Source organism: Pimelobacter simplex (assembly GCF_900114845.1).
Classification (GTDB): domain Bacteria; phylum Actinomycetota; class Actinomycetes; order Propionibacteriales; family Nocardioidaceae; genus Nocardioides; species Nocardioides simplex.
In genome coordinates this window covers 835,108-858,176 of sequence record NZ_FOUK01000001.1, presented here as the reverse complement: position 1 = coordinate 858,176, position 23,069 = coordinate 835,108, and the positions used below count along the sequence as shown (strand labels likewise).

The window sequence follows — 23,069 nt, the reverse complement described above, 5'->3', positions numbered from 1 at the left end:
GGCTCAGGCCTCGCGGTCGTGGGTGTCGGGCGTGACCCCGAGCGCGCGCAGCTTGGCCTTCTGCACGCGCTGCGACGGGGTCTTCGGCATCTCGTCGACGAAGCGGAGGTAGCGCGGGACCGCGAACGACGGGATCCGGCCGTCGCAGTGCGCCCACAGCTCGGCCGGCGTCGGCACCGGGGCGTCGCCGCCGGTGATGACGTAGGCCATCACCTCGTCCTCGCCGGCCTCGCTCGACGCGGGCACCGCGATCACCGCGCACTCGACGACGGCCGGGTGGGCCAGGATCGACGTCTCGATCTCGTAGGAGCTGATGTTCTCGCCGCGGCGGCGCAGCGCGTCCTTGAACCGGTCGACGAAGTAGAACCAGCCGTCCTCGTCGCGGCGCAGGGCGTCACCGGTGTGGAACCAGAGGTTCCGCCAGGCCTCGACGGTCTTGTCGGGCATGTTGAAGTAGCCCATCGAGCAGATGAACGGCACCTTCGGCCGGACCACGAGCTCGCCGATCTCACCGACGCCGACCTCCTCGTCGGTCTCCGGGTCGACCAGGCGCACGTCGAACCACTCGTCCGCGGCCAGGCCGGCGGCGCCCGCGGGCCGGTCGACGCCGTACGGCGAGATGATCGGCGCGGACGTCTCGGTCAGGCCGAAGACCTCGACGAAGGCCTCGATGCCGTAGCGCTCGCTCATCGGGCCGACCAGGGTCGCGGCGGTGGGCGCGGCGAAGACGACGCGCAGCGGGTTGTCGGCGTCGTCGTCGCGCCGGTCCTGCTTCCAGATGAAGTCCATCATCACGCCGATGAAGTTGGTGACCGTCACCCGGCTCTCGCGCAGCTGGTCGACCCAGCGGCTGGCCGAGAACCTGCTGCGGGTGACGAAGCGGGCGCCGGCGACCAGGGTCGGGTAGGCCGCCATGAACTGGGCGTTGCCGTGGAAGAGGGGCGTCACCGACATCCACGCGTCGTCGGGGGTCAGCCGGACGAGCGAGACGCACTCGTCGGCGAAGAAGTACATCTGCGCGTGCGGCATCGCCACGCCCTTGCTCGGCCCGGTCGTGCCCGAGGTGAAGAGCACCGAGGCGAGGTCCTGGGGCCGGACGTCGGGCAGTGCGAGCGTCGCGTCGACGACCTCGGGCGCGGTGGCGGCCTCGTCCAGCTCCTCGAACGGCGCGGCCTCCCAGCCCGCGTCGCGCAGGGTGGCGAGCGCCTGGTCGCGCGAGCCGGTGTCGATCACCCAGAACTTGCGGATCGACTTGGCAGCCTCGGCGATCGCGACGAAGCGGGCGGCGTAGACGTCGTCCACGACGGCGAGCGTGGCCTCGACCGTGCTCACCTGGTGGGCGAGGAAGTCGTGCTCGTAGGCGGTGTTGACGGGCACCTCGACCAGCCCGGCGACCGCCGTGCCGAGCCAGGTGCGGACGAACGCGGAGGAGTTCTGCGCGACCAGCACGACCCGGTCACCCGGCTCGGCGCCGGCCGCGAGGAGGCTGCGGCCGACCCGCTCGGCCGCGGTGAGCGTCTCGGCGAACGTCCAGGTCCGCCCCTCCTCGGGGCAGTCGAGCCAGACCGCGTCGGGGCGCTCGGCGGCGTGGTGGCGCAGCACCGTCGGGAGCGCCCACTCGGTGCGGTCGGCGAAGGTCGGGTGCAGGTCGCGGTAGTAGCGGAAGCTCACTGGGGGTCCTCGGTCTCGGTCTGCTGGGCGGCGCGCCGCGCCGCGCGGAAGTCGGGCTTGCGCTTGTCGAGGAAGGCGTTCGCGCCCTCGAGCATGTCCTCGCTGCCGATGGCCTGGATGAGCATCCCGAGGCCCGACGACATGTTGTCCTTCGACAGGTGCCACCACTGGTTGGAGCTGATCTTGGCGATCTCGAGGTAGCGGGGGCTGAGCCGCTCGATCTCGGCGAGCCAGCGCTCGACGGCCTCGACCAGGCCGTCGTCGGCGACGACCTCGTTGACCAGGCCCATCGCGAGCGCCTGCTGGGCGGAGTAGCGCCGGCACATCATCGCCATCTCCTTGGCCCGCTTCTCGCCGATCTGCACCGCCATCAGGTTGGTGGCGCCGAGCACCGGCGCCGAGCCGACCCGCGGGCCGGTCTGGCCGAACGTCGAGCGCTCGGTGGCGATGGCGAAGTCGCAGGCGACGACGAGCTCGTTGCCGCCGCCGGCGGCCGGGCCGTCGACCGCGGCGATGACCGGCCGGGGGCAGGCCCGGATGGCCTCGACCAGGCGCAGCGACCCGGTGAAGAGGGAGCGCAGCTGCTCGGGATCGGGCTCCCCTAGCTGGTCGAGCGCCCCGCCGGCGCAGAACGCGCCGCCGGCCCCGGTGAGCACCACGGCGTCGTACGACGCGGCGTCCTCGAAGGCCGCGATCAGCGTCCGGGCCATCTCCAGGTCGTAGGCGTTGAGACGCTCGGGACGGTTGATCGTGATCCAGCGGACGGATCCGTTCGGGCCCCTGGTCTCGACGTCGATCGCGGCCACGCGTTTCCTCCTCGGCTCGCCCACGGCGGCGTCCGCGAACGCCTAATCCATGGTTTTGATGATCAGCAATCTACGGTAACGTCCGTCACCCAGGCAAGCACAAGAGAGGGAGATCCCGTGGTGAAGGCTGCCGTGCTCCACCAGTTCGATCAACCGGTCGTCCTCGGCGACATCGAGATCGCGACCGTCGCCCCCTCGGAGGTGCGGGTCCGCACCGCCGCCACCGGGATCTGCCACTCCGACCGGCACGGCCAGACCGGCGGCAACCCCGCACTGGGACTGCCCGCGGTGCTCGGCCACGAGGCCGCCGGCGTCGTCGTCGAGGTCGGTGCGAACGTCAGCGGACTGGTGCCCGGCGACCACGTCGTCGTCGCCCCGGCCGGCTCGTGCGGCACCTGCGCGTGGTGCAGCCAGGGTCTCCCCCAGCACTGCACGCACCTGGTGCGCACCCGCGAGGACGGCACGCCGCGGCTGACCCTCGACGGCCGCCCGGTCGCCCAGTTCGTGGGGATCGGCAGCTTCGCCGAGGAGATGCTGGTCCAGGCCTCCAGCGTGGCCAAGGTGCCCGCCGCGATGCCCCTCGACAAGGCCGCGCTGCTCGGCTGCGCCGTCATCACCGGCCTCGGCGCGGTGCGGCACACGGCCGGCGTCCGCATCGGCGACACCGTGGCCGTCGTGGGCTGCGGCGGCGTCGGGCTCAGCGCCGTCCAGGGCGCCGCCCTCGCCGGCGCCGCCCGGATCGTCGCCATCGACCGGATGCCCGAGAAGCTCGAGCTCGCCCGCCAGCTCGGCGCGACCGACGTCGTCGACGCGAGCGCGACCGACCCCGTGGCCGCCGTCCGCGAGCTGACCGGCGGCGTCGACCACGCCCTCGAGATGGTCGGCCTGCCGGCCACCATCGCCCAGGCCTTCGCGATGCTCCGCACCCGCGGCACCGCCACCGTCGTCGGCCTCGCCCGCCCGGGCGACACGATCACGCTCCCCGCGCTGGACCTGCTCGCGGAGAAGAGGCTGCAGGGCTCACGCCTCGGCGGGACGCAGCTGCGCGTCGACGTCCCGCTCTACGCGGAGATGTACCTCGCCGGCCGACTCGACCTCGACCTGCTCCAGGGCGCCACCGTCTCGATCGACGGCCTCGCCGCCGCACTGGACGGCATCGACCAGGCCACGGCCGCGCGCACCATCGTCACCTTCTGAGGCGCGCCGGCGCCGCCGTCGTCCGGCTGGCGCGCCGCCGGACGCCGCCGCGCCGCAGGGGGACGCGGGGGCCGCCGACGGGGCCGGCCGGCTCAGCCGAGGTGCGCGACGGGCAGGTGCTCGCTGCCCTCGGGCTGCACGAACGAGACGGCGACCGCCGCGCCCACGGCGAGGCGGTCCTGGTCGGCCTCGGGGAGCCAGAGCGAGAGCCACGGGCCCTCGGCGAGCTCGACGACGCCGATCACGACGTCGGGCGTGGTCACGCCGTCGCGGGTGCGGCCGGGCTTGATCGTCCAGCTGACGAGGGTGCCGTGGCCGGAGGACGCGCGCCACTCGAGGTCGTCGGACTGGGTGACCGAGCAGAAGCGCGCGGCGGGCTCGGACCACTCGCCACTGCTGGGCGACCAGCGCAGGAGCAGCCGGCCCTCGGCGGCGGCCTCGAAGAACGGGGCCGAGAAGTCGTCGCGTACGACGGGAGCGAGCGCCATCGTCGTCACCGTCCCTTCGGGTGCGCGCTGAGGATGAGCGTGGAGTGGAAGTCGAGCACGCCGCCGTTGCCGCTGACCATCACGAGGTCGTGCCGGTCGACCTGGCGCTCGCCGGCCTGGCCGCGGGCCTGGATGATCGCCTCGGAGAGCGGCGTCATGCCCCACATGTAGTACGACGACAGCTCGCCGCCGCCCGTGTTGGTCGGGTGCGAGCCACCGGGGGCGATCGCCCCGCTCGCCACGAACTCGCCGCCCTCGCCCTTGGCGCAGAAGCCGTAGTCCTCGAGCGTGACCAGCGTCGTGTAGGTGAAGCAGTCGTAGATCTCGCGCACGTCGATCTCGTCGACGGAGACGCCGGCCATCTTCAGCGCCGCCGGGCCCGACTGCGCGGCACCGGTGACGAGCCCGAACTCGCTGCCGCGCCGGTTGACGTAGCCCGGGTGCGCCTGGCCCCAGCCCCACACGTGGACCGGCGGCTGGCGCAGGGTCGCGGCCCGCTCCGCGCTGGTGACGACGACGGCGACGGCGCCGTTGCTGACCAGGCAGCAGTCGAGCAGGCGCAGCGGGTCGGCGATCATCCGCGAGGACTGGTGGTCCTCGAGCGTCATCGGCTCGCGCATCTGGGCGTGGGGGTTCATCACGGCCCACTCGCGCGCGGCGACGGCGACGGCGCCGAGCTGCTCGGACGTCGTGCCGTAGGCGTGCATGTGCCGGCGGGCCGCGACGGCGTACCGCTCGGGAGCGGCCTTGAGCCCGGCCGCGAACGGCAGCGAGCCGACGCCGACCATCGCCCGCGCCTGCCCCGGGTACGCCGCACCGGCGCGCTTGCCCTCCTGGAGCGGCGCGTCGGCGTAGACGCAGACGACGACGTCGGCCATCCCGGCCTCGATCGCCATCGACGCGTACTGCACCATCTGGCCGGCCGACGAGCCGAAGCCCTGGACCGTCGCGAGCACCCGGGTGTCGCGCATGCCGAGCGTCGACTGCAGCCGCATGTCGGTGTCGTTCTTGATGCCCGGGTTGACGTAGAGACCGTCGACCTCGGACAGGTCCAGGCCGGCGTCGGCGACGGCCGAGGTGATCGCCTCGACGGCGAAGTCGACCGCCGAGCGGCCGAACACCTTGCCCATCTCGGTGATGCCGAGACCGACGATCGCGGTGCGGGGGGACTCGATGCTCATGCGGACTCCTCTCCGGACAGCGGCAGCAGGACCTCGACGGTGCCGGGACCGACGGTGACCCCGCTCGGACCCTCGCAGCGGACGGCGACCTCGACCACGCCGACCGGTCCGCCGGCGGTCTCGTCGACCCGGGTGGCGGTGACCTCGCCGAGCACCCGCATCGTCGTGCCGGCGTAGTTGAAGGAGCGCATCCGGAAGCCCCGGATCGCGCGGATCCGGCCGGCCGGGCCGCACCAGTCGCGGACCAGCCGCTCCCACGAGCTCATCAGGAACGAGGTGTTGGCGTACATCTCGTCGGCCCCGGTGCGCTGGGCGTAGGCCGAGTTGTGGTGGATCGAGTTGAAGTCGCGGTTGCTGCCGGCCGCCATCACCAGGCGGTAGACGGTCAGCGGGATCGCGACCTCGGGCAGCTGCTCGCCGACAGTGACGTCGGAGAGCCGCTTGCCGGGCAGGACGGAGGTGTCGACCGTCATCACGCCTCCTTCTTCTCGTGCGGCACGTACGCGTAGGTGCCGATCCGGATCCGGCCGACCACCTCGGGCTCGGCGCCCGCGGCCGGCTCGACGACGATCTCGCTCTCCCAGGTGAGGAAGGCGCCGCGACCGACACCGGTCTCCTTGGGCGTGCACGCGACGAGACGCTTGCCCCGGCGGCCGATCCGCTCGCCGGCGACGACCTCGCGGTCGAAGTCGAGCTCGATGTCGGTGCCGAAGAACCCGGTCGTGCGCGGGCCGAGCGGCATGTCGGCGTTGTTGATCGCCGAGTGCACGGGCTGGGCGTCGCGGTCGTCGCTGTCGAAGAGCACCTCGCCCGGCCGCCAGGCGGCCGGGATCGTCCACGCGATCACGCCGGTGGCCGGCATCGTGACGTCGCGGTAGCCCGCCGAGCGGGCGACCTCCGGGTCGGTGTGGAGCGCGCAGTCGAGCTCGAGCGGCTCGAGGTAGCGGCGGATCGCGCCGGGCTCGACGGGATCGCCGCCCCAGCTGATCGCGCCGTCGAGGAAGTCGCGGCCGATGGCGTCGGCGACCTCCTGCCAGTCCGCCTTCCAGTCCTGGTCGGTGTCCGCGGCGGCGGTCATCGCAGGATCCCTCCTTCGGTGAGTACGGCGATCCGGTCGGCGTCGTAGCCGAGGATCTCGGTGAGGACCTGCTCGTTGTGCTGGCCCAGGGCAGGCGCTGCGGCGCGCGGCCGGCCGGGCGTCTCGGAGAGCGCGTAGCGCGGCCCCTCGACGTACGTCGTGCCGTGCCGCGGGTGCGGCAGCTCGACCAGGTGGCCCCGGTGGGCCAGCTGCTCGTCGGCCGGGTAGTCGTCGCTGGTGACGGCGAGGTGGGCCGGCACGCCGACGTCCTGGAGCAGCCGCTCGACGTCGGAGGCGACCTGGCCGGCCGCCCAGCCGGCGACCGCGCCCTCGAGCTCGTCCTGCGCGGCGCGACGTCCCTCGGCCGTGGCGAGGTCGTCGCGCTCGGCGAGGTCGGGGCGGCTCATCGCCCGGGCGAGGGCACGCCACTCCCCTGTGTCGCGGACGGCGATCGCGACGAAGCGGTCGTTGCCGTCCTCGGGGCGGCAGGCGAAGACGCCGTGCGGCGCGAGCTCCGCGTCGCGGTTGCCGTGCCGGGCGGCGATCGTGCCGTCGTACCCGAAGTGTGCGACCTGGGGGGCGAGGAAGAAGATGCCCGCCTCGACCTGCGCGACGTCGATGTAGGCGCCCTCGCCGGTGCGGCGGCGGTGCTCCAGCGCGGCGAGCAGCGTGACCAGGGCCAGCCGCGGGCCGACGTAGTCGGTGTAGGGACCGAAGGTGCCCATCGGCAGCCGGTCCTCGTAGCCGGTGAGGTACTGGAAGCCGCTGAGCGACGAGCCGACGTTGCCGAAGCCGGCGAGCGTCGACCACGGTCCGTGCTGGCCGGCGATCGACGTGCTCAGCATGACCAGGTCCGGCTTGGTGGCGGCGAGGGTGTCGTAGTCGAGCCCCCACTTGGCCAGCTGGCCCGGCGAGAACGACTCGACGACGACGTCGGCCCAGGCGACGAGGTCGCGCACGACCTGCTGTCCCTCGGCGGACTTGAGGTCGAGGGTGAGCCCGAGCTTGCCGGCGTTGCAGTTGCCGAAGAGCGCGGAGCCCTCCTTGTCCTGCACGCCGCCGTGGAAGGGCTGCATGAGCCGGGCGGTCTCGACCCGAACGCTCGACTCGACCCGCACGACCTGGGCGCCGAAGTCGGCGAGCGTGCGGCCGATGAGCGGGCCGGCGACGACCCACGACAGGTCGAGGACCTTGAGCCCGGACAGCGCGTCGGTGGTCATCGGTTCAGCCATTCCTTCAGTACGACGTCGGTGTGCTCGCCCAGCCGCGGCGCCCGGCCGCGCACCCGCGGCCCCTCGGGACCGCGCACCTGCGCCATCCGCCCGGGGATCCGGACGTCCCGGTCGCCGATGTCGACGTGGCCCCAGAACCCCCGCTCCTCGAGGTGCGGGCTGGCCGCGATGTCGGCCATGTCGAAGATCGCCATGCAGAGCAGGCGACGGCGGATCGCGGCGTCGAGCACCTCGGCCTTGGTCCGGGTGAGCAGGAAGGCCCGGACCGCGGCCCGGGCGACGTCGAGGTCGTCGTGGGTGAGCTCGCCGGCGACCAGCCGGTCCGGGAGCGTGCGCCAGTCCCACGAGGCGACGGGCTCCTCGACGGCGCCCTCCTCGGCCAGCCAGGCGAACAGGTTGTTCGTGAACGCGCCGGCCGCGGGGCCCATCGACAGGTGCAGCTCGACCATGCCGTCGGCGCAGTGCCACTTCTTGAGGCTGTTGGGGGTGGCCGCGCCGCTGCCGCTCTGGTCGGTGCGGCCGCCGGTGCGCTGGCCGGGCGTCGTCTGCCACTCGGGGTGGTCGTCGCCGACCGCCGTGGCGAGGACCCGGGCGAGGGTCGCGACGCCGACCGCCTCCTGCGCGGAGACGTCGACGACCTGGCCGCGCCCGGTGGTTCCCCGGGCCAGGACGGCGAGCATCGTGCCGGCGGCGGCATCGGCTGCGGCGTGCAGGAACGCCTGCGGGACGCTGATCCGCAGCGGCGGCAGGTCGCCGTCGCGGTGCGGGGCGAGCGGGCCGCCGGCCGCCCAGACGACCAGGTCGGTGTCGGCGTACGACGCCTTGGGGCCGTCCCAGCCGAACGCGCTGACCACCGTGCAGACCAGCTCGGGACGCGCGGCCCGCAGGGTGGCGGGATCGAGGCCGAGCCGCTCCAGCAGCGCCCGCGGCCAGGAGGTGACGACGATGTCGGCCACCTCGGCGAGCCGGCGCAGGTCGGCGACGTCGTCGTCCCGGTCGAGGTCGACGGCGATACCGCGCTTGCCGGCCGCGTAGGCCTCCCAGAACATCGACGTCGGCGCCGTCGTCCCGGGCAGCGGCGGGGCCTGGCGGGCGGTCGAGCCGTCCGCCGGCTCGACCTGGACGACGTCGGCGCCCAGGTCGGCGAGGAGCCGGCCGCAGAGCAGGCCGCGCTCGTCGGTCAGGTCGAGGACGCGCAGGTGCTCAAGCATCGGCCGGTGCGGTCTCGGTGACCACGATGGCCCCCTCGGGGCACGCGTCGGCGGCGTCCTGCGCCTCGCCGACGAGGTCGGCCGGGATCTCCCAGCAGCGTCCCCGCTCGGCGACGAAGCCCTCGTCGTCGTCGGTCAGCAGCTCCGGCGCGACCGCGTAGCAGCGGCCGTGGCCCATGCACTTGGTCTCGTCGATGGCGATGAACACGCTCAGACCTCCCACTCCAGCGGCAGCGTCGGCATGCTGAGCTGCACGCCGCGCTCGGTGAGCTCGGTGCCCGGCTTGATCCGGTACTCCGGGATGCGCCGGTGCCACTCCTCCAGCACGACCTTGAGCTCGAGCCGGGCCAGGTGCATGCCCAGGCAGCGGTGCGGGCCGCCGCCGAACGCGATGTGCTGGTTGACGTTGGGCCGCAGGACGTCGAACTCGTCGGGGTTCTCGAACTTGCGCGGGTCGCGGTTGGCCTGGGCGATGCCGAGCCAGACGACGTCGCCCTTCTCGACCTGCAGGCCGTTGAAGTCCTGCGGCTCCTGCACCTCGCGGCCGGCCTGGAAGACCAGCGGGTAGAGCCGCAGGAACTCCTCGACCGCCTTGGGGATGAGCGTCGGGTCGTCGACGAGCGCCTGCCGGTCGGCGGGGTTCTGCGCGAGGTGCGTGTAGATGTAGCCCAGCGCGCTGCGCGTCGTGTCGAGCCCGGCGAGCATGAGCGTGAGGCAGATCGTGAGGATCTCGTCGTGGGTGAGCTCCTCCTCGTCGATCCGCGCCTCGACCAGCCGGGAGACCATGTCCTCCTTGGGGTCGCGCGGGTTCGCCCGGCGCTCGGTGACGGCCTCGTCGAAGTACTTCATGATGCTGGCCTTGGCCGCCTCGGCGCGACCGGGGTCGCCGGCCAGCAGGGCGCCGAAGTAGTCGTCGGACCACTCGAGGAACTGCTCGCCGTCGCTGACCGGCAGGCCGAGCAGCGCGAGGAACATGTCCGTGGGGTAGCGGATCGCGAACTCCTGGACGAAGTCGCACTCCCCCTGGTCCTTCATCTCCTCGATCAGCTCGATGCACCGCTGCTGGGCCATCGGCTCCATCCGCCGGACGGCGGCCGGGGCGAAGAACTGGTTGAGGATCCGGCGCAGCTTGACGTGCGGCTGGCCGTTGAGGTCCTGCGGCAGCAGGGGCTCACCGGTCTCGGGACGCAGCGCGCTGCGGACCGCGGTGGTCCACGTCTCGTGCTGCTGGAAGCCGGCCTGCACGTCGTCGTACCGCTGCAGCATGAAGAAGCCGCGGTCGGTGGTGTCGTTGAACAGGAAGCGGTCCTGCTCGCGGTCGGCGTCGAGCATCGCGTAGTGCTGGTGGAGCGGGGCGTGGCCGGTGTAGTCGGTGTGGCTCACGGGGCAGCCGCGGCGGGTCTGCGTCATCGGGGGTGCCGGTTCCTTTCGGGGACTCGGGTCGGACGGCGGGGCGGGCGGCCGGTCAGCCGCTCGACGCCATGTCGGGCAGCCAGGTACTGATCTCCGGGAAGAAGATGAGCACGACGGTGACGACCACGGCCATCGGCATGAACCACCAGCAGGCGTTGAAGACGTCGTTGAGGCGGATCTCCTGGCCCTGGTTGACCTCGGGCTCCTTCGTGATCTGGTGGATGATGAAGGCGAGGATGCCGACCGGTGGGGTGACCACCGCCAGCTCGCCCATCAGCACCGCGAAGGCGCCGTACCAGAGCAGCGAGACGTCGAGCGCGTGCAGCGTCGGCATCAGGATCGGGATGGTCAGCACCATCATCGGCAGCGGCTCCATGAAGGTGCCGAGCAGGATGTAGACGACCATCATCATCAGCAGGAAGGTCACCCGGTTGAGGTCCATCGACTCGACCAGCTCGGCGAAGCCGGTGCTGATGCCGGTGAGGGTGAACATCCGGGACAGCGCCTCGACGCCGACCAGCATGAAGAAGATGCCGCCGACGCTGCTGATCGTGGCGACCGAGGCGTCGGCGATCGCGCGGAACGGGCCCTTGCCCCACTTCCAGATGAACGTGATGCCCAGCGAGACGACCGCGGCGACCGCACCCGCCTCGGTGGCGGTGAAGGTGCCGGAGAACATGCCCCAGACGATGACCGCGATGAGCAGCGGGACGGGCCAGATCTTGGCCAGGCTGCCGAACCTGTCGCCCCAGGTGACCGGGCCCTGGGCGGCGGCCTCCTCGGCGACGCTGGGGGCCCAGCGCTTCGCGAAGATCACGATCATGACGGTGAAGAGGATGGCGACCAGGACACCCGGGCCGATGCCGGCGAGCAGCTGCGGCCCGATCGGGACCTCGGCGATGCCGGCGTAGATGACGAGCATGATGCTCGGCGGGATCAGCTGGCCGGGCAGACCGGCGACGATGACCGCGCCGATCGCGAGCCGCTTGTCGTAGCCGGCCTTGAGCATCTCGGGGATGCCGATCCGGGCCAGCGCGTACGCCGTCCCGACGGACGAGCCGCTGACCGAGGCGAGTCCCGCACCGGCCAGGTTGGTGCCGACGGCGAGACCGCCCGGCATCCAGCCGAGCCACTTGCGGCCGGCCACGTAGAGGCTCTCGGTGAGTCCGGCCCGCCACAGCAGGAGGCCCATCAGGATGAACATGGGCACGACGCTGAGCGTCCACTCGGCCACCTGACCGTAGGGCAGGCTCTTGAAGGTGCTCTCGACGAGCAGCTCGCCGCGCAGCGCGTACATGCCGAGCAGTGCCGGCACGATCATCGCCAGCGCGACCGGCAGGCGCAGGAAGGTCAGGCACAGCATCAGGACGATCGCGGCGATGCCGATGGCCTCGGGGACCAGCGGCAGGAACATCGCGACCGTGGAGGCGACGATCAGGACCATCGTGCCGATGAAGATGGTCCACGAGCCGGTGGCGCCGGGCGCGGTGGTGCCCTTGCCGGGGGACGGGTCCGCCGGCGGCGGTGCCGCCACGGTGTCGACAGCGGTGTCGGCGCTCATCGGGCGGTCTCCTTCTCGTTGTCGGTGTCGTTCGGGGTGCCACCGTCGAGCGGGCCGGACTTCTCGCGCTCGTGGGCCTGCATCTCGTCGAGCTCCTCGAGGAGCAGGACGTCGTCGGGGTCGGTGACCACGTGCTGGATCTCGCCCGTGGCGGCAGCCTTGACCGCGGAGTAGAGGAACTGCACGACCATCACGCCGAAGGCGAGCGGCACCAGGAAGTACGGCGGCCACGCGACGACGTCGCTGACGCCGGCCGTCTTGCCGATCTCCCGGGCGTGCACGGCCTCGCCCCACCCGAACCAGGCGAAGCCGAGGCAGACCGCCGCGGCGAGCACGGAGAGCACGGCGAGCACGTAGCGCTTGGTCACCTCGGGGAACCGCTCGTAGATCAGGTCGGCGGCGATGTGCTGGCCCCGGGCCTGGGCGGCGATGAAGCCGAGGAAGGCGATGATCGGGAGGTACCAGTACTGGGTGATCTCGAGCGTGTTGGGCAGCGGCTCGTTCTTGAACGTCCGCAGCAACGCGTTCGCGGTGATGTGGAGCATCATCGCGAAGGTCACGATGACCGCCGGGATCTCGATCAGCAGCTCCGGCTTGAGCCAGGAGGGCCGCTGAGCAGCGTTACTCATCTGTGTCTCCGTAGGGAGGAAGCCGGTGGCCCGGGCGTGCCCGGGCCACCGGAAGGGGTGAATCAGGAGGGGCGGTGCGCCGCGAGGATGTCCTCGGTGACGGCCGTCGTGTAGGCGGACATGTCGATCGAGTCCTTGTTCTTCGCCCACCAGGAGCCGAAGTCGCTGTAGGTGACGTCGTCGAAGCCGAAGCCCGCGACCTTCTCCTGCCAGGCCGTGTTGGCGTCCTGGAGCGACTTCACGAAGGCGTCGCCGTCGCTGAAGGCCTTGGTGTCGGCGAGCCCGGCGAGGAGCGACTCGTTCTCGTCCTGGAGCACCTTGCGGGCGTCGTCGTCGAACGGCGCGATCTGGCCGCCGGCCTTGGCAACCGCCTCGGCCATCGCCGCGTTGTTGACGAAGATCTTCGACTGGATGTTGGACTTCACGAACACGTCGAGACGGTCCCACAGCAGCTGCTGCGCGACGAGGGGCAGGCCCTCCCACGTGGTCTTGCTGAACACGAGCGCGCCCGGGGCCAGGGCGAAGCCGGCGTCGGGGTCGAGCGTCACGTTGGGGGCCGACTCGACGAAGCCGCCGAGGACGGCGACCGTCGGGCTCGACACCGTGCAGTCGACCACGCCGCGCTGCAGGCTCTCGTAGAGCTCGGTGTAGGGGATCGACGACGGCGAGCCGCCGAGCGCCTTGACCTCGGCCGACTGCGCCTGGCCGCCCGAGCCCACCGAGGCGCCCTTGAGGCTCGCGAGGTCGGTGCGCGGCTTGGAGCAGAACAGCGCGTTGGCGCCGGAGTTGAACACGGGGACGAGCGGGACGAGGCCGTGCTCGTCGAACTCGTCCATGATCTCGTCGGTGTCGAAGGCGACCTGGTTGGGCCACGCGTTCGAGCTGAGCACGCCGTTGATCGCGCTCTGGTCGGAGATGAAGCCACCCTCGATGAGCGCCGCGTTGGCGGGGTACTCGCTCGGGTCGTAGATCGGCAGCACCGACGCGATGTCGAGGCGGCCGTCGTTGAGCGCGTCGTCGGCCTCGCCCGGCTCGGCGATCGCGTTGGAGTACGAGACGTCGAACTTGATCTTGCCGCCCGACCAGTCCTCGATCGCCTTGTAGTACTCCTCCTGCGGCAGACCGGTCACCGAGCCCTTGGGGGCCGGCGTCTGGGTGAGGAGCGTGATCTGGTCGACGTCCTCGAAGGCCTTCTGGTAGTCGGCCTTGGAGGCGCCGGCGTCCACGCCCTCGCCCCCCGAGCTGCCCTTGCCGCCCGATTCGGCACACCCGGCCAGGGCACACGCCCCGGCCACCATCGTCGCGGTGAGCACTGCCACCTTCCGCGACCTCAGAATTCCCGTCATGAGCCAGAATCTCCGTCCTGCTGTCCCGCCCCCTCAGGGGCCGTGCGACGCCGTGACGCGCGTCACGACCTGCATAATCATTAACCTAGATTTGGCTGCCGTCAAGAGACCATGCTCATGAATTCTGCACGACCCGGAACCCGACGTTCGCCGAGGACGACCCGGGCTCCATCGGGATCCGCGCCGCGGGCCGGTAGCGGTGGCAGTACTCGTCGGCGCACAGGAAGGATCCCCCCTTGAGCACGAGGTCGGGTCGGCGGGGCGCCAGCGGGTCCGCGGGCGGCGCGCAGCAGGGCGTGTGCGAGCCGGCGTACGGCGTCGTCGTCCACTCCCACACCTGGCCCACCACGTCGACCAGGCCGAAGCCGTTGGCCGGATGGGCGCCGACCGGCCGGGTGCCCCAGCCGCCGGCCGGCAGCCGGGTCGGGAAGCCGCTCCCCCACACCACGGCGGGCACCGCGACCCCGTCTGGCCGCGCCTCCTCACCCCACGGGTACGCCGTCGCGGAACCGCCGCGCGCGGCGTGCTCCCACTCGGCCTCGGTGGGCAGCCGGCCGCCGTCCCAGGCCGCGAACGCCAGGGCGTCCTCGGCGCTCACGTGCACGACGGGGTGGTCGAGCCGCCCGTCCAGGTCGCTGCCCGGGCCCTCCGGCGCGTGCCAGCAGGCACCCGGCACGAGGCGCCACCAGGTGACCTCAGCGAGGTCCACCGGCCCGGTGGGCAGCACGAAGACGGCCGAGGCGGGGGCGACGTCCGCTGCCGAGCGGCCCAGCGCGGCCAGCCCGGAGAGCGGCCGCTCTGCGGTGGTGACGTGCCCGGTCGCATCGACGAAGGCGGCGAAGCGGCGGTTGGTCACCGGCGCGACGTCCACGGCGAGCGCGGCGACCTCGGCCGTGACGACCGGCGCCTCCTCGGCGTAGAAGCGGTCGTCGCCCATCGCGAACCTGCCGCCGGGTACCCGGACCCGCTCGGCGCCGCTCACTGCAGTCCGAGCCCCAGCTCGCGGGCCTGCTCGGCACGGGCCGCCAGCTGCTCCCAGCTGTCCGGGTCCGGGCGGTAGGTCACCGCGCGGAGCGTGCCGGTGAAGGGGAACGAGCGGCGGCGCTGGTAGAGCTCCCATGAGACCGGCGAGCGGCGGCAGATGCCGACGTCGATGCCCTCGAACGGCAGGAAGCTGAGGAACCGGATCAGGCCGGGGACGACGAGCCGCTCGGTCCCGTCGACGAGCACGGTCGCAGTCCACCGGCCGTCGGTGACCTCGACGCGCAGCTCGAGCGCCGACGAGGGCGCGTCGAGAGGCACCGGGCCGAAGCGGTGCGGGTCGCCGTACTGATTCTGCTCGAACCACAGGGCGCCGTCCTCGACCCACAGCTGGTAGCCGCCGGCCTGGCCCCCGTGCGCGAGCACGATGCCCTCATCGCCGGGCGTGTAGGCCCAGTCGACGTCGACCGACCAGCGGGTGCCCTGGACGAGCATGCTGGCGTGGTGCCGCTCCAGGGTCGGCGTGCCGGCCAGGATCCGCAGCGGGCGGGGTGCGGGCCGCGGCGGGTGCTGGAGGTGCTTGACCCCCGAGCCCTCGTCGAGCGGGTAGACCTGGTTGGCCCAGGCGGCCTCGTCGAACGCCGCCTTGAGCTCGACCACCTTGTCCGGGTGCTCCCCCGCGACGTTGCGGCGCTGGGTGGGGTCGTCGGGGGCGAAGAGCTGCCACTCCTCCTGGCTGAACGGGACGCCGGGCCGGCGGTGGGTCGCGGCCTCCCACCCGTCGCGGTAGTAGCCGCGGTTGCCGACGCACTCGGTGTACTGCTCGGTGTGCCCGCTCGGCGCGTCCGGGTCGGCGATCGTCGGCACCAGACTGGTTCCGGCCAGCGCGGACGCCGGCCGGCCCTCGCGCTGGACGGGCAGCTCGAGCCCGATCAGCTCGACCAGGGTGGGCAACACGTCGGTGATGTGGGCGTACTGGCGGCGCAGCACGGCGCCGCGCTGCGCGATCCCGGCCGGCCACGACAGGATGAACGGCGACTGCTGACCACCGCGCAGCGTGCTGAACTTGTAGAGCCGGAAGGGCGTGTTGCAGGCCATCGCCCAGCCGCGCGGGTAGTGCGGCCAGGTGGTCGGGCCGCCGAGCTCGTCGAGCCGGGCGGGCAGGTCCTCGTCGACCGCCGGCGGCACGCCGGGGCTCTGCATGTAGCCGAAGTAGGTCGCGGTGCCGGTGTCGTCGCCGCTCGCCCACGACGGCGCCGGGCGCGGCTGGTCGGTCAGCCGAGCCGCGCCGTTGTCGCTGCTGAACACGATCACGGTGTTGTCGAGCTCGCCGAGCTCGGCGAGGAGCGCCCGCAGCCGGCCCAGGCTGCGGTCGAGCGAGGCGACCATCGCCGCGTAGACCTCCATGTGCCGGGCGTGGACGGCGCGCTCGGTCGCGTTGAGCTCGCTCCAGGCCCGGACGTCGTGGCCGGCCTCGGAGTTGCGCGGCGGCAGCTCGGTGCCCGGCGGCATGACGCCCAGCTCGACCTGGCGAGCGAGACGTCGCTCGCGGACGACGTCCCAGCCCTCGTCGTACCGGCCGCGGTGCTCGGCGATGTCGTCGGCCTTCGCGTGCATCGGCGCGTGCACGGCGCCGTGCGAGAAGTAGAGGAAGAACGGCTTGTCGGCGTCGGCGGCGCGCACCTCGCGGATCATCCGCTCGGCCCGGTCGGTGAGGTCGTCGGTGAGGTAGTAGCCGTCGGGGTACTCGTCGACGTGGACCACCGAGTTGCCCTCGTAGAGCCGGTGCGGGTGATGGAAGTCGGTCAGCGCCTCGAGGAAGCCGTAGAACTGGTCGAACCCGCGCTGGAGCGGCCAGTTGTGCCGGCTGCCGGCCTCGCTGAAGTCGTCCTCGCGGCACAGGTGCCACTTGCCGACCATCAGCGTCGCGTAGCCGTTGGCACGGAAGACCTCGGGCAGCACCGGCTGGTCGACCGGCAGCTCCGAGACGTAGCCGGGGAAGCCCGGGTCGATCTGCGTCGGGAACCCGATGCCCGCAGCGTGGGCGTTGAGCCCGGTCATCAGGGCCGCCCTCGTGGGCGAGCACAGGGGCGTCACCCGGAAGTTGGTGTAGCGGACGCCGTCCTCCGCCGTCCGGTCGAGGTGCGGGGTCGGGATCTCGGAGCCGAAGCAGCCGACGTCCGAGAAACCGAGGTCGTCGGCGAGGACGACGATCACGTTGGGGCTGCCGGCCCGGGCCCGCGGTCGCTCCGGCCACCAGGGCGTGGACTCGGCCATCGTCGTGCGGGCCGTGCCCGGCCAGTCGCGGTAGGGCTCGAAGGGGGCGGGGGTAGGTCCGGTCATCGGCTTCCTCCAGGGACGAGAGCAGTGGCGAGGGCGAGCACGCAGTCGGCAGCGACCACGCAGGTGGAGACGAAGGGGATCGCGGTGGCCCGGGCGACGGCGAGCGCGACCAGCACCGCCACGGCACCGGACAACGACAGCACCGGCCAGGCCGCGCCGCTCAGGTCGTGCAGCGGCACCAGCGCGACGAGGACGGCGGCCAGCAGGGTCCGCTGCCAGGCCAGGGCGGTGCGCTCGGCGGAGCGGCTCGCGTCGTACGTCGCGGCGGACATCGCTCAGCGCGCCCCGAGCGCCAGGACGACGGCACCGCAGGCGACGGCGACCGTCACAGCGGTGACGGCCCAGGGGCCCCGGGTGGTGATCGGCGCGCCGGTCCGGGTGGCGATCTCGACCGCGCGCCAACGGCGCAGCGCCCACATCACCCCGGCGAGCGCGCCGAGGCCGAGCAGCACGGCGAGCCCGGTGCGGACCCACGGGTCGCCGGCATCGACCAGCTGCGTCACGGCGACCGATGCCGCCGCACCCGCCAGTGCGGTGCGGGTCCAGGCGAGGAAGGTGCGTTCGTTGGCGAGCGTCACTCGATAGTCGACGGCTCCCCCGTTGGCCGGCCCGGTGCGCGGAGCGGTCATCGCAGGCCGGTCATCGCAGACCGCGCCAGGCCATCGTGCCGCCGTCCACGGGAAGGATGACGCCGGTCAGGAACGACGCCGCGTCGGAGGCCAGGAAGCACACCACCTGGGCGACCTCGCCAGGCCGTCCGAAGCGGGGGATCAGGTGGGCACCGGTCATGAACCGCTCCTGCGCGACGGGGTCGGGCGCGGACGCGATCTTCTCGAGGGCCATCGGCGTCTCGATCGAGCCGGGCGCGAAGGCGTTGCAGCGGACCTCGGGCGACAGCGAGATCGCCGTCGACCGGGTGAGCTGCACGACGGCGCCCTTGCTCGCCGTGTACGCCGGCGACGCGTAGCCGGTCAGCCCCGCGACCGAGGCCGCGTTGACGATCGACGGGCCGCGGTTCGATGCGCGCAGGGCGGGTGCCGCGGCCTGCGTCGCGACGTAGACCGCCTTGACGTTGATGTCCATCACCCGGTCCCAGACCTCCTCGGGCAGGAGGTCGACGCTCGCCTTGTCGGGCGTGAACGCGGAGTCGATGACGCCCGCGTTGTTGACCAGGGTGTCGAGGCCGCCGGCGCCCTCGGTCGCGGTCGCGACCATCGCGCGCACGTCGGCCATGTCGGTGAGGTCGACCCGGACCACCTGGCCCTTGCCGCCGGCCTGCTCGACCAGGGCGAGCGTCTCCTCGGCCCCCTCGACCGCGATGTCGGCGACGGTCACGTAGGCCGCGCCCTGGCGGGCCATCTCGATCGCGATCTCGCGGCCCATCCCCTGGGCGGCGCCGGTCACGAGCACACGCTTGTCCTGCACGGGATCTCCTCGGTTGGTGGTGGTCGGTGGAGCTCAGTCGTCGTGGCGCCAGGTGACGAGCGCGTCGAGGGCCTCGACGGCCGTCCCGTCGACGCGCAGCGGGTTCACCTCGAGCGCGTCGAAGGCGTCGCCGTGCTGCTCGGCGAGAGCCGCGGCGAGCCGGCCGATGCCGGCCACGGCCGCGGCGACGGCCTCCCGGTCGGCGGTGGGACGGCCCCGGACGCCGTCGAGCAGCGCGGTGCCGCGCAGCCGGGCGAGCATCCGGAGCACGGTCGCCTCGTCGGCGGGCAGCGGAGCGAGCACGACGTCGTCGAGCACCTCGACGAGCACGCCGCCGAAGCCAACCGCGAGCAGCAGGCCCCAGTCGGGGTCGCGGGTCACGCCCACCAGCAGCTCGGTGGCCGGGGCCCGCATCGGCGAGACCAGGACGCCGTCGAGGCGCGCGTCGGGGCGGGCGGCCGCGCACGCGGCGACCACCTCGTCGTACGTCGCGGCGGCGGCGCCGGGCTCGACACCCAGGCGGACCCCGCCGATGTCGCTCTTGTGCCCGATGTCGGGCGAGACGATCTTGAGCGCGACCGCCGACCCGCACTCGGCCGCGGCCTTGGCGGCCTCGTCGGCCGAGCGCACGTGCCACGACGGGACCACGGGCACGCCGGCGGCGACGAGCAGGTCGCGCGCGGCGGCCTCGGAGAGCGGCTCGGCAGCGACAGCGGGGATAGCGACCGCGGTGGCCTCGGGCCGCGGCAGCTCTCGGCGGGCCGACCACGCGGCGATCCGGGCGACGCCGTCGACGGCCAGGCGCAGGCCGGGCACGACGTGCCCGACGCCCCCGGAGCGCAGCACCTCGCGCGTCTGCGGGCCGACCGGCTGGCTGGTCTGGGTCACGTAGAGCACCGGGACGCCGGCCTGCGCCGCGCCGGCGCCGATCGCGTCGACGTACTTCTGGCCGTAGAAGGGACGGCCGTCCTCGCGCCAGGGCAGGCTGTTGATCGCCAGCACGGCGCCGACCGAGGGGTCGGTGCCGACCGCCGCGATCGAATCGGTCCACAGCGTGGGGTCGATGATCGCGGCGCCCGTGATGTCGAGCGGGTTGTGCGCGTGGCCGAAGTCGGGCATCCGCTCCTGCAGCGCGGCCGTGGTGGCGGCGGACAGCTCGGGCAGCTCGCCCCCGACGGCCTCGGCCAGGTCGGCGACGATGTCGCAGGCACCACCGGAGATCGAGACGACGCCGATCCCGGCTCGGGCGAGCGGCCCGGTGTGGGCGGCGATGCCCGCGGTCACCAGCATCTCCTCGACGGTGTCGACCCGGACCACGCCGAGGTCGGCGAGCATCGCGTCGACCACGCGGTCGTCGCCGACCAGGGCGCCGGTGTGCGACGCGGCGGCTCGTGCGGCGAGCTCGCTGCGTCCCGCCTTGAGGACGACGACCGCCTTGCCCGCATCGGCCGCGCGGCGGGCAGCCGCGGCGAAGACCTCGGGCTGCTTGATGCTCTCCATGAAGATCGCCAGGGCGCGGACCTGCGGGTCGTCGACGAGCGCGTCGACGAGGTGCCCGACGGTCACCATCGCCTCGTTGCCCACGGTGAGCACGTGCGAGAGGCCGACGCCCGCCATCGCGGCGAACTCCTTCATCGCCCCGCAGCTCGCGCCGCTCTGGGAGATGAGGGCGACCGGCCCGGGCTCGGTCGGCGGGTCGGAGAGCGCCATCGCCGGGATGCCCGCGGCGACGTTGACCAGGCCCAGCACGTTGGGGCCGAGCATCGCGATGCCCAGCTCGCCGGCCAGGGCGGCCAGCTCGTCCTGGCGCGCACGTCCCTCGGGACCGGTCTCGGACCAGCCCGAGCTCAGCACCACCGCGGCGCGCGCGCCGGCGGCCGCGGCATCGCGCAGCGCGTCGGCGGCTGCGGCAGCCGGGACCATCACGTGGACCAGGTCGATCGTGCGACCCACCGCCACGCAGCTCGGGTACGTCGTGCGCCCGTGCACCTCGGTCCGGCGCGGGTTGACGAGGAAGGTGTGTTCCTCGTGCCCGGCCGCCACCAGGTTCTGGTGCAGCAGGGTCGAGAACGTCGACTTGTCGCTGGCACCGATGAGCGCGAACGTGCGGGGGTTGAGTAGTGCGTCCACGGACGCGGGGGTGACCACCAGTCACACCTCCTGGGGATCGGGATCGCCCACCCGGCGGCCCGCCTCGCGGCGGCCGGCCTGGTCGGCGTACTTGTCGTCGGCCATGGGGGACGGTCCGCCGGCGCCGGTCATCCCGGCGTCGATCGGCAGCACGACGCCGGTGACCAGGGCCGCGTCGTCGCTGGCCAGGTAGACCACGCCGGCGGCGACGTCGGCGGGCTGCAGCGGGCGGCCCATGTAGCGCGAGCGGTCGAGCGCGGCCGCGGCACCGTCAAGGTCGGCGGCACCGCCGGCGACGAGGTCGGCGGTCATCGCGGAGACGACCGCACCGGGGATCACCACGTTGGCGCGCACGCCGTAGGGGCGCAGCTCGGCGGCGACCGAGTTCGACAGGCCGATCACGCCGGCCTTGACGGCGCTGTAGACGTGCGCGCCCACACCGCCCATGACGCCGGCCGGGCTCGACGTCGAGATGATGACGCCCGAGCCCTGGGGCTTCATCACCCGCGCGGCGTGCTTCATGCCGAGCAGCACGCCGCGGAGGTTGACCGCGACGGTGAGGTCGGCGTCGTCCATGCGGGTGCGGTCGATCGGGCCGACGGCACCGATGATCCCAGCGTTGTTGAACATGATGTCGAGGCGCCCGAAGTGCGCGACGGCGGTGTCGACCAGGTCGCGCACCGACGCCTCGTCGCGCACGTCGGTACGGTGGAACAGGGTCCGCTCGCCGAGCTCGGCCACGAGCGCCGCACCGGCCTCGGCCTGCACGTCGGCGACGACGACCCGCGCGCCCTCGGCGTGGAACGCCCGGACCGTGCCCGCACCGATGCCGCTCGCGCCGCCGGTGACGACGGCGACCTTGCCGGCCAGGCGACCGGCCGGACCGGTCACAGCCCGACCGCGATCGACTTGGTCTCGAGGAAGGCCGCGAAGCCCTCCGGGCCCATCTCGCGGCCGATGCCCGACTGCTTGTAGCCGCCGAACGGCGAGCCGTAGGCCTGCGGGCGGCCGTTGATGCTGACCATGCCCGTCCGGACCCGGCGCGCGACCTCGACGGCGCGGCCGTCGTCCGAGCTCCAGACCGAGCCGGAGAGCCCGTAGACGGAGTCGTTGGCGATCCGGACGGCGTCGTCGACGTCGTCGTACGCGATGACGGCGACGACGGGCCCGAAGATCTCCTCCTGGGCCACCCGCATGCCGTTGTCGACGTCGGCGAGCAGCGTCGGCGGCACGAACCAGCCGCCGGCCAGCTCGGGCGGCAGCGGCAGGGTCTCGCCACCGGTCACCACGCGGGCGCCCTCCTGGCGGCCGATCGTGATGTAGCCGGCGACCCGGTCACGCTGGCGCTCGCTGACCATCGGCCCGATCTTGGTGTCGGCGGCCATCGGGTCGCCGACCTTCTGCGCGGCCATGGCATCGGCGAGCGCGTCGACGAGCTCCTTCTGCCGCGAGCGCGGCACCAGGACCCGGGTCTGCGCGATGCACGCCTGGCCGTTGACCATCATCGCCATCGGCAGCAGTGCCGGGACGACGGCGGAGATGTCGGCGTCGTCGAGGACGATCGCGGCGGACTTGCCGCCCAGCTCGAGGGTGACCCGGGCGACGCGCTGCGCGGCCGTGGCCATGATCTGCTTGCCGGCCAGGCTGCTGCCGGTGAACGCGATCTTGTCGACGTCGGCGTGCTCGACCAGGTGCGCGCCGGCCTCCCGGTCGCCCGGGATGATGCTGAGGACGCCTTCGGGCAGGCCGGCCTCGAGCAGCGCGTCGGCGAAGGCGTAGGCCGTCAGCGGCGTCTCGGGCGGCGGCTTGAGCACGACCGAGCAGCCTGCGGCGAGGGCCGGCGCGATCTTGAGCGAGGGCGTGCTGAGCGGGCCGTTCCAGGGGGTGATCGCGGCGACGACGCCCACCGGCTCCTGGGTGACCAGGCTGGCGTTGCGGCCGTCGGAGCGCACCTCGTCGTACGCGAACGTCCGCGCGTGGTCGGCGTAGTAGCGCGTGTGCCGGATCGGGTTGGGCACGTGGGCCATCTCGCTGAACCACAGCGGGCAGCCGAGCTCGGAGGTGATGCTGACGGCGAGGTCGGCCGCGCGCTTCTCGAGGTGGTCGGCGGCCCGGTGCAGCACGGCCGCGCGCTCCTCGGGGGTCGCGCGGGACCAGACGCCGGAGTCGAACGAGGTGCGGGCGGCGCCGACCGCGGCGTCCACGTCGGCCGGTGAGGCCAGGGCGGCGCGGCCCACGAGCGCGCGGGTGGCGGGGTTGCGGACCTCGATCACCTCACCGCCCCGGGGCGCCTGCCAGGTACCGCCGATGAAGAGCTCCGGCCGATCGGTCAACGACATGAGGTGTGCGCCTCCCTCTGGCGACGAGGTCGCCTCGC

At 72.9% G+C, this 23,069-nt stretch carries 22 protein-coding genes; 1 reads left to right on the top strand and 21 read right to left on the bottom strand.

Annotated features, from left to right (window positions below):
- Positions 1 to 3 precede the first annotated feature (3 nt).
- The gene (locus BM223_RS04070; protein ID WP_038681437.1) at positions 4 to 1,671 is read right to left on the bottom strand and encodes an AMP-binding protein; all 1,668 of its coding nucleotides are present in this window, start codon (positions 1,669 to 1,671) and stop codon (positions 4 to 6) included.
- On the bottom strand, positions 1,668 to 2,477 hold the full coding sequence (locus BM223_RS04065) for an enoyl-CoA hydratase/isomerase family protein (RefSeq protein WP_200887010.1): 810 nt from the start codon (positions 2,475 to 2,477) through the stop codon (positions 1,668 to 1,670). The genes BM223_RS04070 and BM223_RS04065 overlap by 4 nt, the downstream gene beginning before the upstream one ends.
- Positions 2,478 to 2,594: 117 nt before the next feature.
- Here BM223_RS04065 and BM223_RS04060 point away from each other — a divergent pair, with 117 nt between their 5' ends.
- The gene (locus BM223_RS04060; RefSeq protein WP_200887011.1) at positions 2,595 to 3,674 is read left to right on the top strand and encodes a zinc-binding dehydrogenase; all 1,080 of its coding nucleotides are present in this window, start codon (positions 2,595 to 2,597) and stop codon (positions 3,672 to 3,674) included.
- A gap of 92 nt (positions 3,675 to 3,766) precedes the next feature.
- Here the strand turns inward: BM223_RS04060 and BM223_RS04055 are convergent, their stop codons facing one another.
- The 19 genes from BM223_RS04055 to BM223_RS03965 form a co-directional block, all read right to left on the bottom strand.
- On the bottom strand, positions 3,767 to 4,162 hold the full coding sequence (locus BM223_RS04055) for a Zn-ribbon domain-containing OB-fold protein (protein WP_038685249.1): 396 nt from the start codon (positions 4,160 to 4,162) through the stop codon (positions 3,767 to 3,769).
- Positions 4,163 to 4,167: 5 nt separating this feature from the next.
- A complete protein-coding gene (locus BM223_RS04050; protein WP_038681439.1) occupies positions 4,168 to 5,343 on the bottom strand; it encodes a thiolase C-terminal domain-containing protein in 1,176 nt (391 codons plus the stop codon).
- On the bottom strand, positions 5,340 to 5,816 hold the full coding sequence (locus tag BM223_RS04045; protein ID WP_052138979.1) for a hotdog family protein: 477 nt from the start codon (positions 5,814 to 5,816) through the stop codon (positions 5,340 to 5,342). The genes BM223_RS04050 and BM223_RS04045 overlap by 4 nt, the downstream gene beginning before the upstream one ends.
- Positions 5,816 to 6,421 carry an FAS1-like dehydratase domain-containing protein gene (locus BM223_RS04040; RefSeq protein ID WP_038681441.1) on the bottom strand — a complete coding sequence of 202 codons (606 nt, stop codon included), beginning with the start codon at positions 6,419 to 6,421 and terminating at the stop codon, positions 5,816 to 5,818. Before BM223_RS04040 ends, BM223_RS04045 begins: the two co-directional genes overlap by 1 nt.
- Positions 6,418 to 7,641: a CaiB/BaiF CoA transferase family protein gene (locus BM223_RS04035; protein WP_038681443.1), complete on the bottom strand. Its 1,224-nt coding sequence runs from the start codon at positions 7,639 to 7,641 to the stop codon at positions 6,418 to 6,420. The genes BM223_RS04040 and BM223_RS04035 overlap by 4 nt, the downstream gene beginning before the upstream one ends.
- The gene (locus BM223_RS04030) at positions 7,638 to 8,864 is read right to left on the bottom strand and encodes a CoA transferase (protein ID WP_038681445.1); all 1,227 of its coding nucleotides are present in this window, start codon (positions 8,862 to 8,864) and stop codon (positions 7,638 to 7,640) included. Before BM223_RS04030 ends, BM223_RS04035 begins: the two co-directional genes overlap by 4 nt.
- Positions 8,857 to 9,072 carry a ferredoxin gene (locus BM223_RS04025; protein WP_038681447.1) on the bottom strand — a complete coding sequence of 72 codons (216 nt, stop codon included), beginning with the start codon at positions 9,070 to 9,072 and terminating at the stop codon, positions 8,857 to 8,859. Before BM223_RS04025 ends, BM223_RS04030 begins: the two co-directional genes overlap by 8 nt.
- Before the next feature lie 2 nt (positions 9,073 to 9,074).
- Positions 9,075 to 10,274, bottom strand: a complete 1,200-nt coding sequence (locus BM223_RS04020) for a cytochrome P450 (protein WP_038681449.1) — start codon at positions 10,272 to 10,274, stop codon at positions 9,075 to 9,077.
- 55 nt (positions 10,275 to 10,329) lie between these two features.
- Positions 10,330 to 11,838 carry a TRAP transporter large permease gene (locus tag BM223_RS04015; protein ID WP_082003780.1) on the bottom strand — a complete coding sequence of 503 codons (1,509 nt, stop codon included), beginning with the start codon at positions 11,836 to 11,838 and terminating at the stop codon, positions 10,330 to 10,332.
- A complete protein-coding gene (locus BM223_RS04010; protein ID WP_052138981.1) occupies positions 11,835 to 12,467 on the bottom strand; it encodes a TRAP transporter small permease in 633 nt (210 codons plus the stop codon). Before BM223_RS04010 ends, BM223_RS04015 begins: the two co-directional genes overlap by 4 nt.
- Before the next feature lie 62 nt (positions 12,468 to 12,529).
- The gene (dctP, locus tag BM223_RS04005; protein ID WP_158510225.1) at positions 12,530 to 13,786 is read right to left on the bottom strand and encodes a TRAP transporter substrate-binding protein DctP; all 1,257 of its coding nucleotides are present in this window, start codon (positions 13,784 to 13,786) and stop codon (positions 12,530 to 12,532) included.
- 142 nt (positions 13,787 to 13,928) lie between these two features.
- Positions 13,929 to 14,795, bottom strand: a complete 867-nt coding sequence (locus tag BM223_RS04000; RefSeq protein ID WP_038681454.1) for a formylglycine-generating enzyme family protein — start codon at positions 14,793 to 14,795, stop codon at positions 13,929 to 13,931.
- Positions 14,792 to 17,137, bottom strand: coding sequence for an arylsulfatase (locus BM223_RS29660; RefSeq protein WP_038681456.1), 2,346 nt, complete (start codon positions 17,135 to 17,137; stop codon positions 14,792 to 14,794). Before BM223_RS29660 ends, BM223_RS04000 begins: the two co-directional genes overlap by 4 nt.
- Positions 17,134 to 17,409, bottom strand: a complete 276-nt coding sequence (locus tag BM223_RS03990; RefSeq protein ID WP_038681458.1) for a DUF202 domain-containing protein — start codon at positions 17,407 to 17,409, stop codon at positions 17,134 to 17,136. Before BM223_RS03990 ends, BM223_RS29660 begins: the two co-directional genes overlap by 4 nt.
- A 3-nt stretch (positions 17,410 to 17,412) precedes the next feature.
- Positions 17,413 to 17,766, bottom strand: coding sequence for a DUF202 domain-containing protein (locus tag BM223_RS03985; protein ID WP_075018462.1), 354 nt, complete (start codon positions 17,764 to 17,766; stop codon positions 17,413 to 17,415).
- 10 nt (positions 17,767 to 17,776) lie between these two features.
- The gene (locus BM223_RS03980; RefSeq protein ID WP_038681461.1) at positions 17,777 to 18,562 is read right to left on the bottom strand and encodes an SDR family NAD(P)-dependent oxidoreductase; all 786 of its coding nucleotides are present in this window, start codon (positions 18,560 to 18,562) and stop codon (positions 17,777 to 17,779) included.
- A 33-nt stretch (positions 18,563 to 18,595) separates the two neighbouring features.
- Positions 18,596 to 20,692: an acetate--CoA ligase family protein gene (locus BM223_RS03975; protein ID WP_200887013.1), complete on the bottom strand. Its 2,097-nt coding sequence runs from the start codon at positions 20,690 to 20,692 to the stop codon at positions 18,596 to 18,598.
- Between the two features lie 21 nt (positions 20,693 to 20,713).
- Positions 20,714 to 21,583 (bottom strand): SDR family oxidoreductase, encoded by an 870-nt coding sequence (locus BM223_RS03970; protein ID WP_038681466.1) that lies wholly within the window; start codon positions 21,581 to 21,583, stop codon positions 20,714 to 20,716.
- On the bottom strand, positions 21,580 to 23,031 hold the full coding sequence (locus tag BM223_RS03965; protein WP_075018461.1) for an aldehyde dehydrogenase: 1,452 nt from the start codon (positions 23,029 to 23,031) through the stop codon (positions 21,580 to 21,582). Before BM223_RS03965 ends, BM223_RS03970 begins: the two co-directional genes overlap by 4 nt.
- Positions 23,032 to 23,069: the final 38 nt, after the last annotated feature.

What these genes read in the sequence shown, in the direction of transcription:
- BM223_RS04055 (WP_038685249.1), bottom strand. Translation starts at nt 4,162, where the DNA reads ATGGCGCTCGCTCCCGTCGTACGCGACGACTTCTCGGCCCCGTTCTTC.
- BM223_RS04035 (WP_038681443.1), bottom strand. Translation starts at nt 7,641, where the DNA reads ATGACCACCGACGCGCTGTCCGGGCTCAAGGTCCTCGACCTGTCGTGG.
- BM223_RS04030 (WP_038681445.1), bottom strand. Translation starts at nt 8,864, where the DNA reads ATGCTTGAGCACCTGCGCGTCCTCGACCTGACCGACGAGCGCGGCCTG.
- BM223_RS03985 (WP_075018462.1), bottom strand. Translation starts at nt 17,766, where the DNA reads ATGACCGCTCCGCGCACCGGGCCGGCCAACGGGGGAGCCGTCGACTAT.
- BM223_RS04040 (WP_038681441.1), bottom strand. Translation starts at nt 6,421, where the DNA reads ATGACCGCCGCCGCGGACACCGACCAGGACTGGAAGGCGGACTGGCAG.
- BM223_RS04020 (WP_038681449.1), bottom strand. Translation starts at nt 10,274, where the DNA reads ATGACGCAGACCCGCCGCGGCTGCCCCGTGAGCCACACCGACTACACC.
- BM223_RS04050 (WP_038681439.1), bottom strand. Translation starts at nt 5,343, where the DNA reads ATGAGCATCGAGTCCCCCCGCACCGCGATCGTCGGTCTCGGCATCACC.
- BM223_RS29660 (WP_038681456.1), bottom strand. Translation starts at nt 17,137, where the DNA reads ATGACCGGACCTACCCCCGCCCCCTTCGAGCCCTACCGCGACTGGCCG.
- BM223_RS04045 (WP_052138979.1), bottom strand. Translation starts at nt 5,816, where the DNA reads ATGACGGTCGACACCTCCGTCCTGCCCGGCAAGCGGCTCTCCGACGTC.
- BM223_RS03965 (WP_075018461.1), bottom strand. Translation starts at nt 23,031, where the DNA reads ATGTCGTTGACCGATCGGCCGGAGCTCTTCATCGGCGGTACCTGGCAG.
- BM223_RS04010 (WP_052138981.1), bottom strand. Translation starts at nt 12,467, where the DNA reads ATGAGTAACGCTGCTCAGCGGCCCTCCTGGCTCAAGCCGGAGCTGCTG.
- BM223_RS04015 (WP_082003780.1), bottom strand. Translation starts at nt 11,838, where the DNA reads ATGAGCGCCGACACCGCTGTCGACACCGTGGCGGCACCGCCGCCGGCG.
- BM223_RS03990 (WP_038681458.1), bottom strand. Translation starts at nt 17,409, where the DNA reads ATGTCCGCCGCGACGTACGACGCGAGCCGCTCCGCCGAGCGCACCGCC.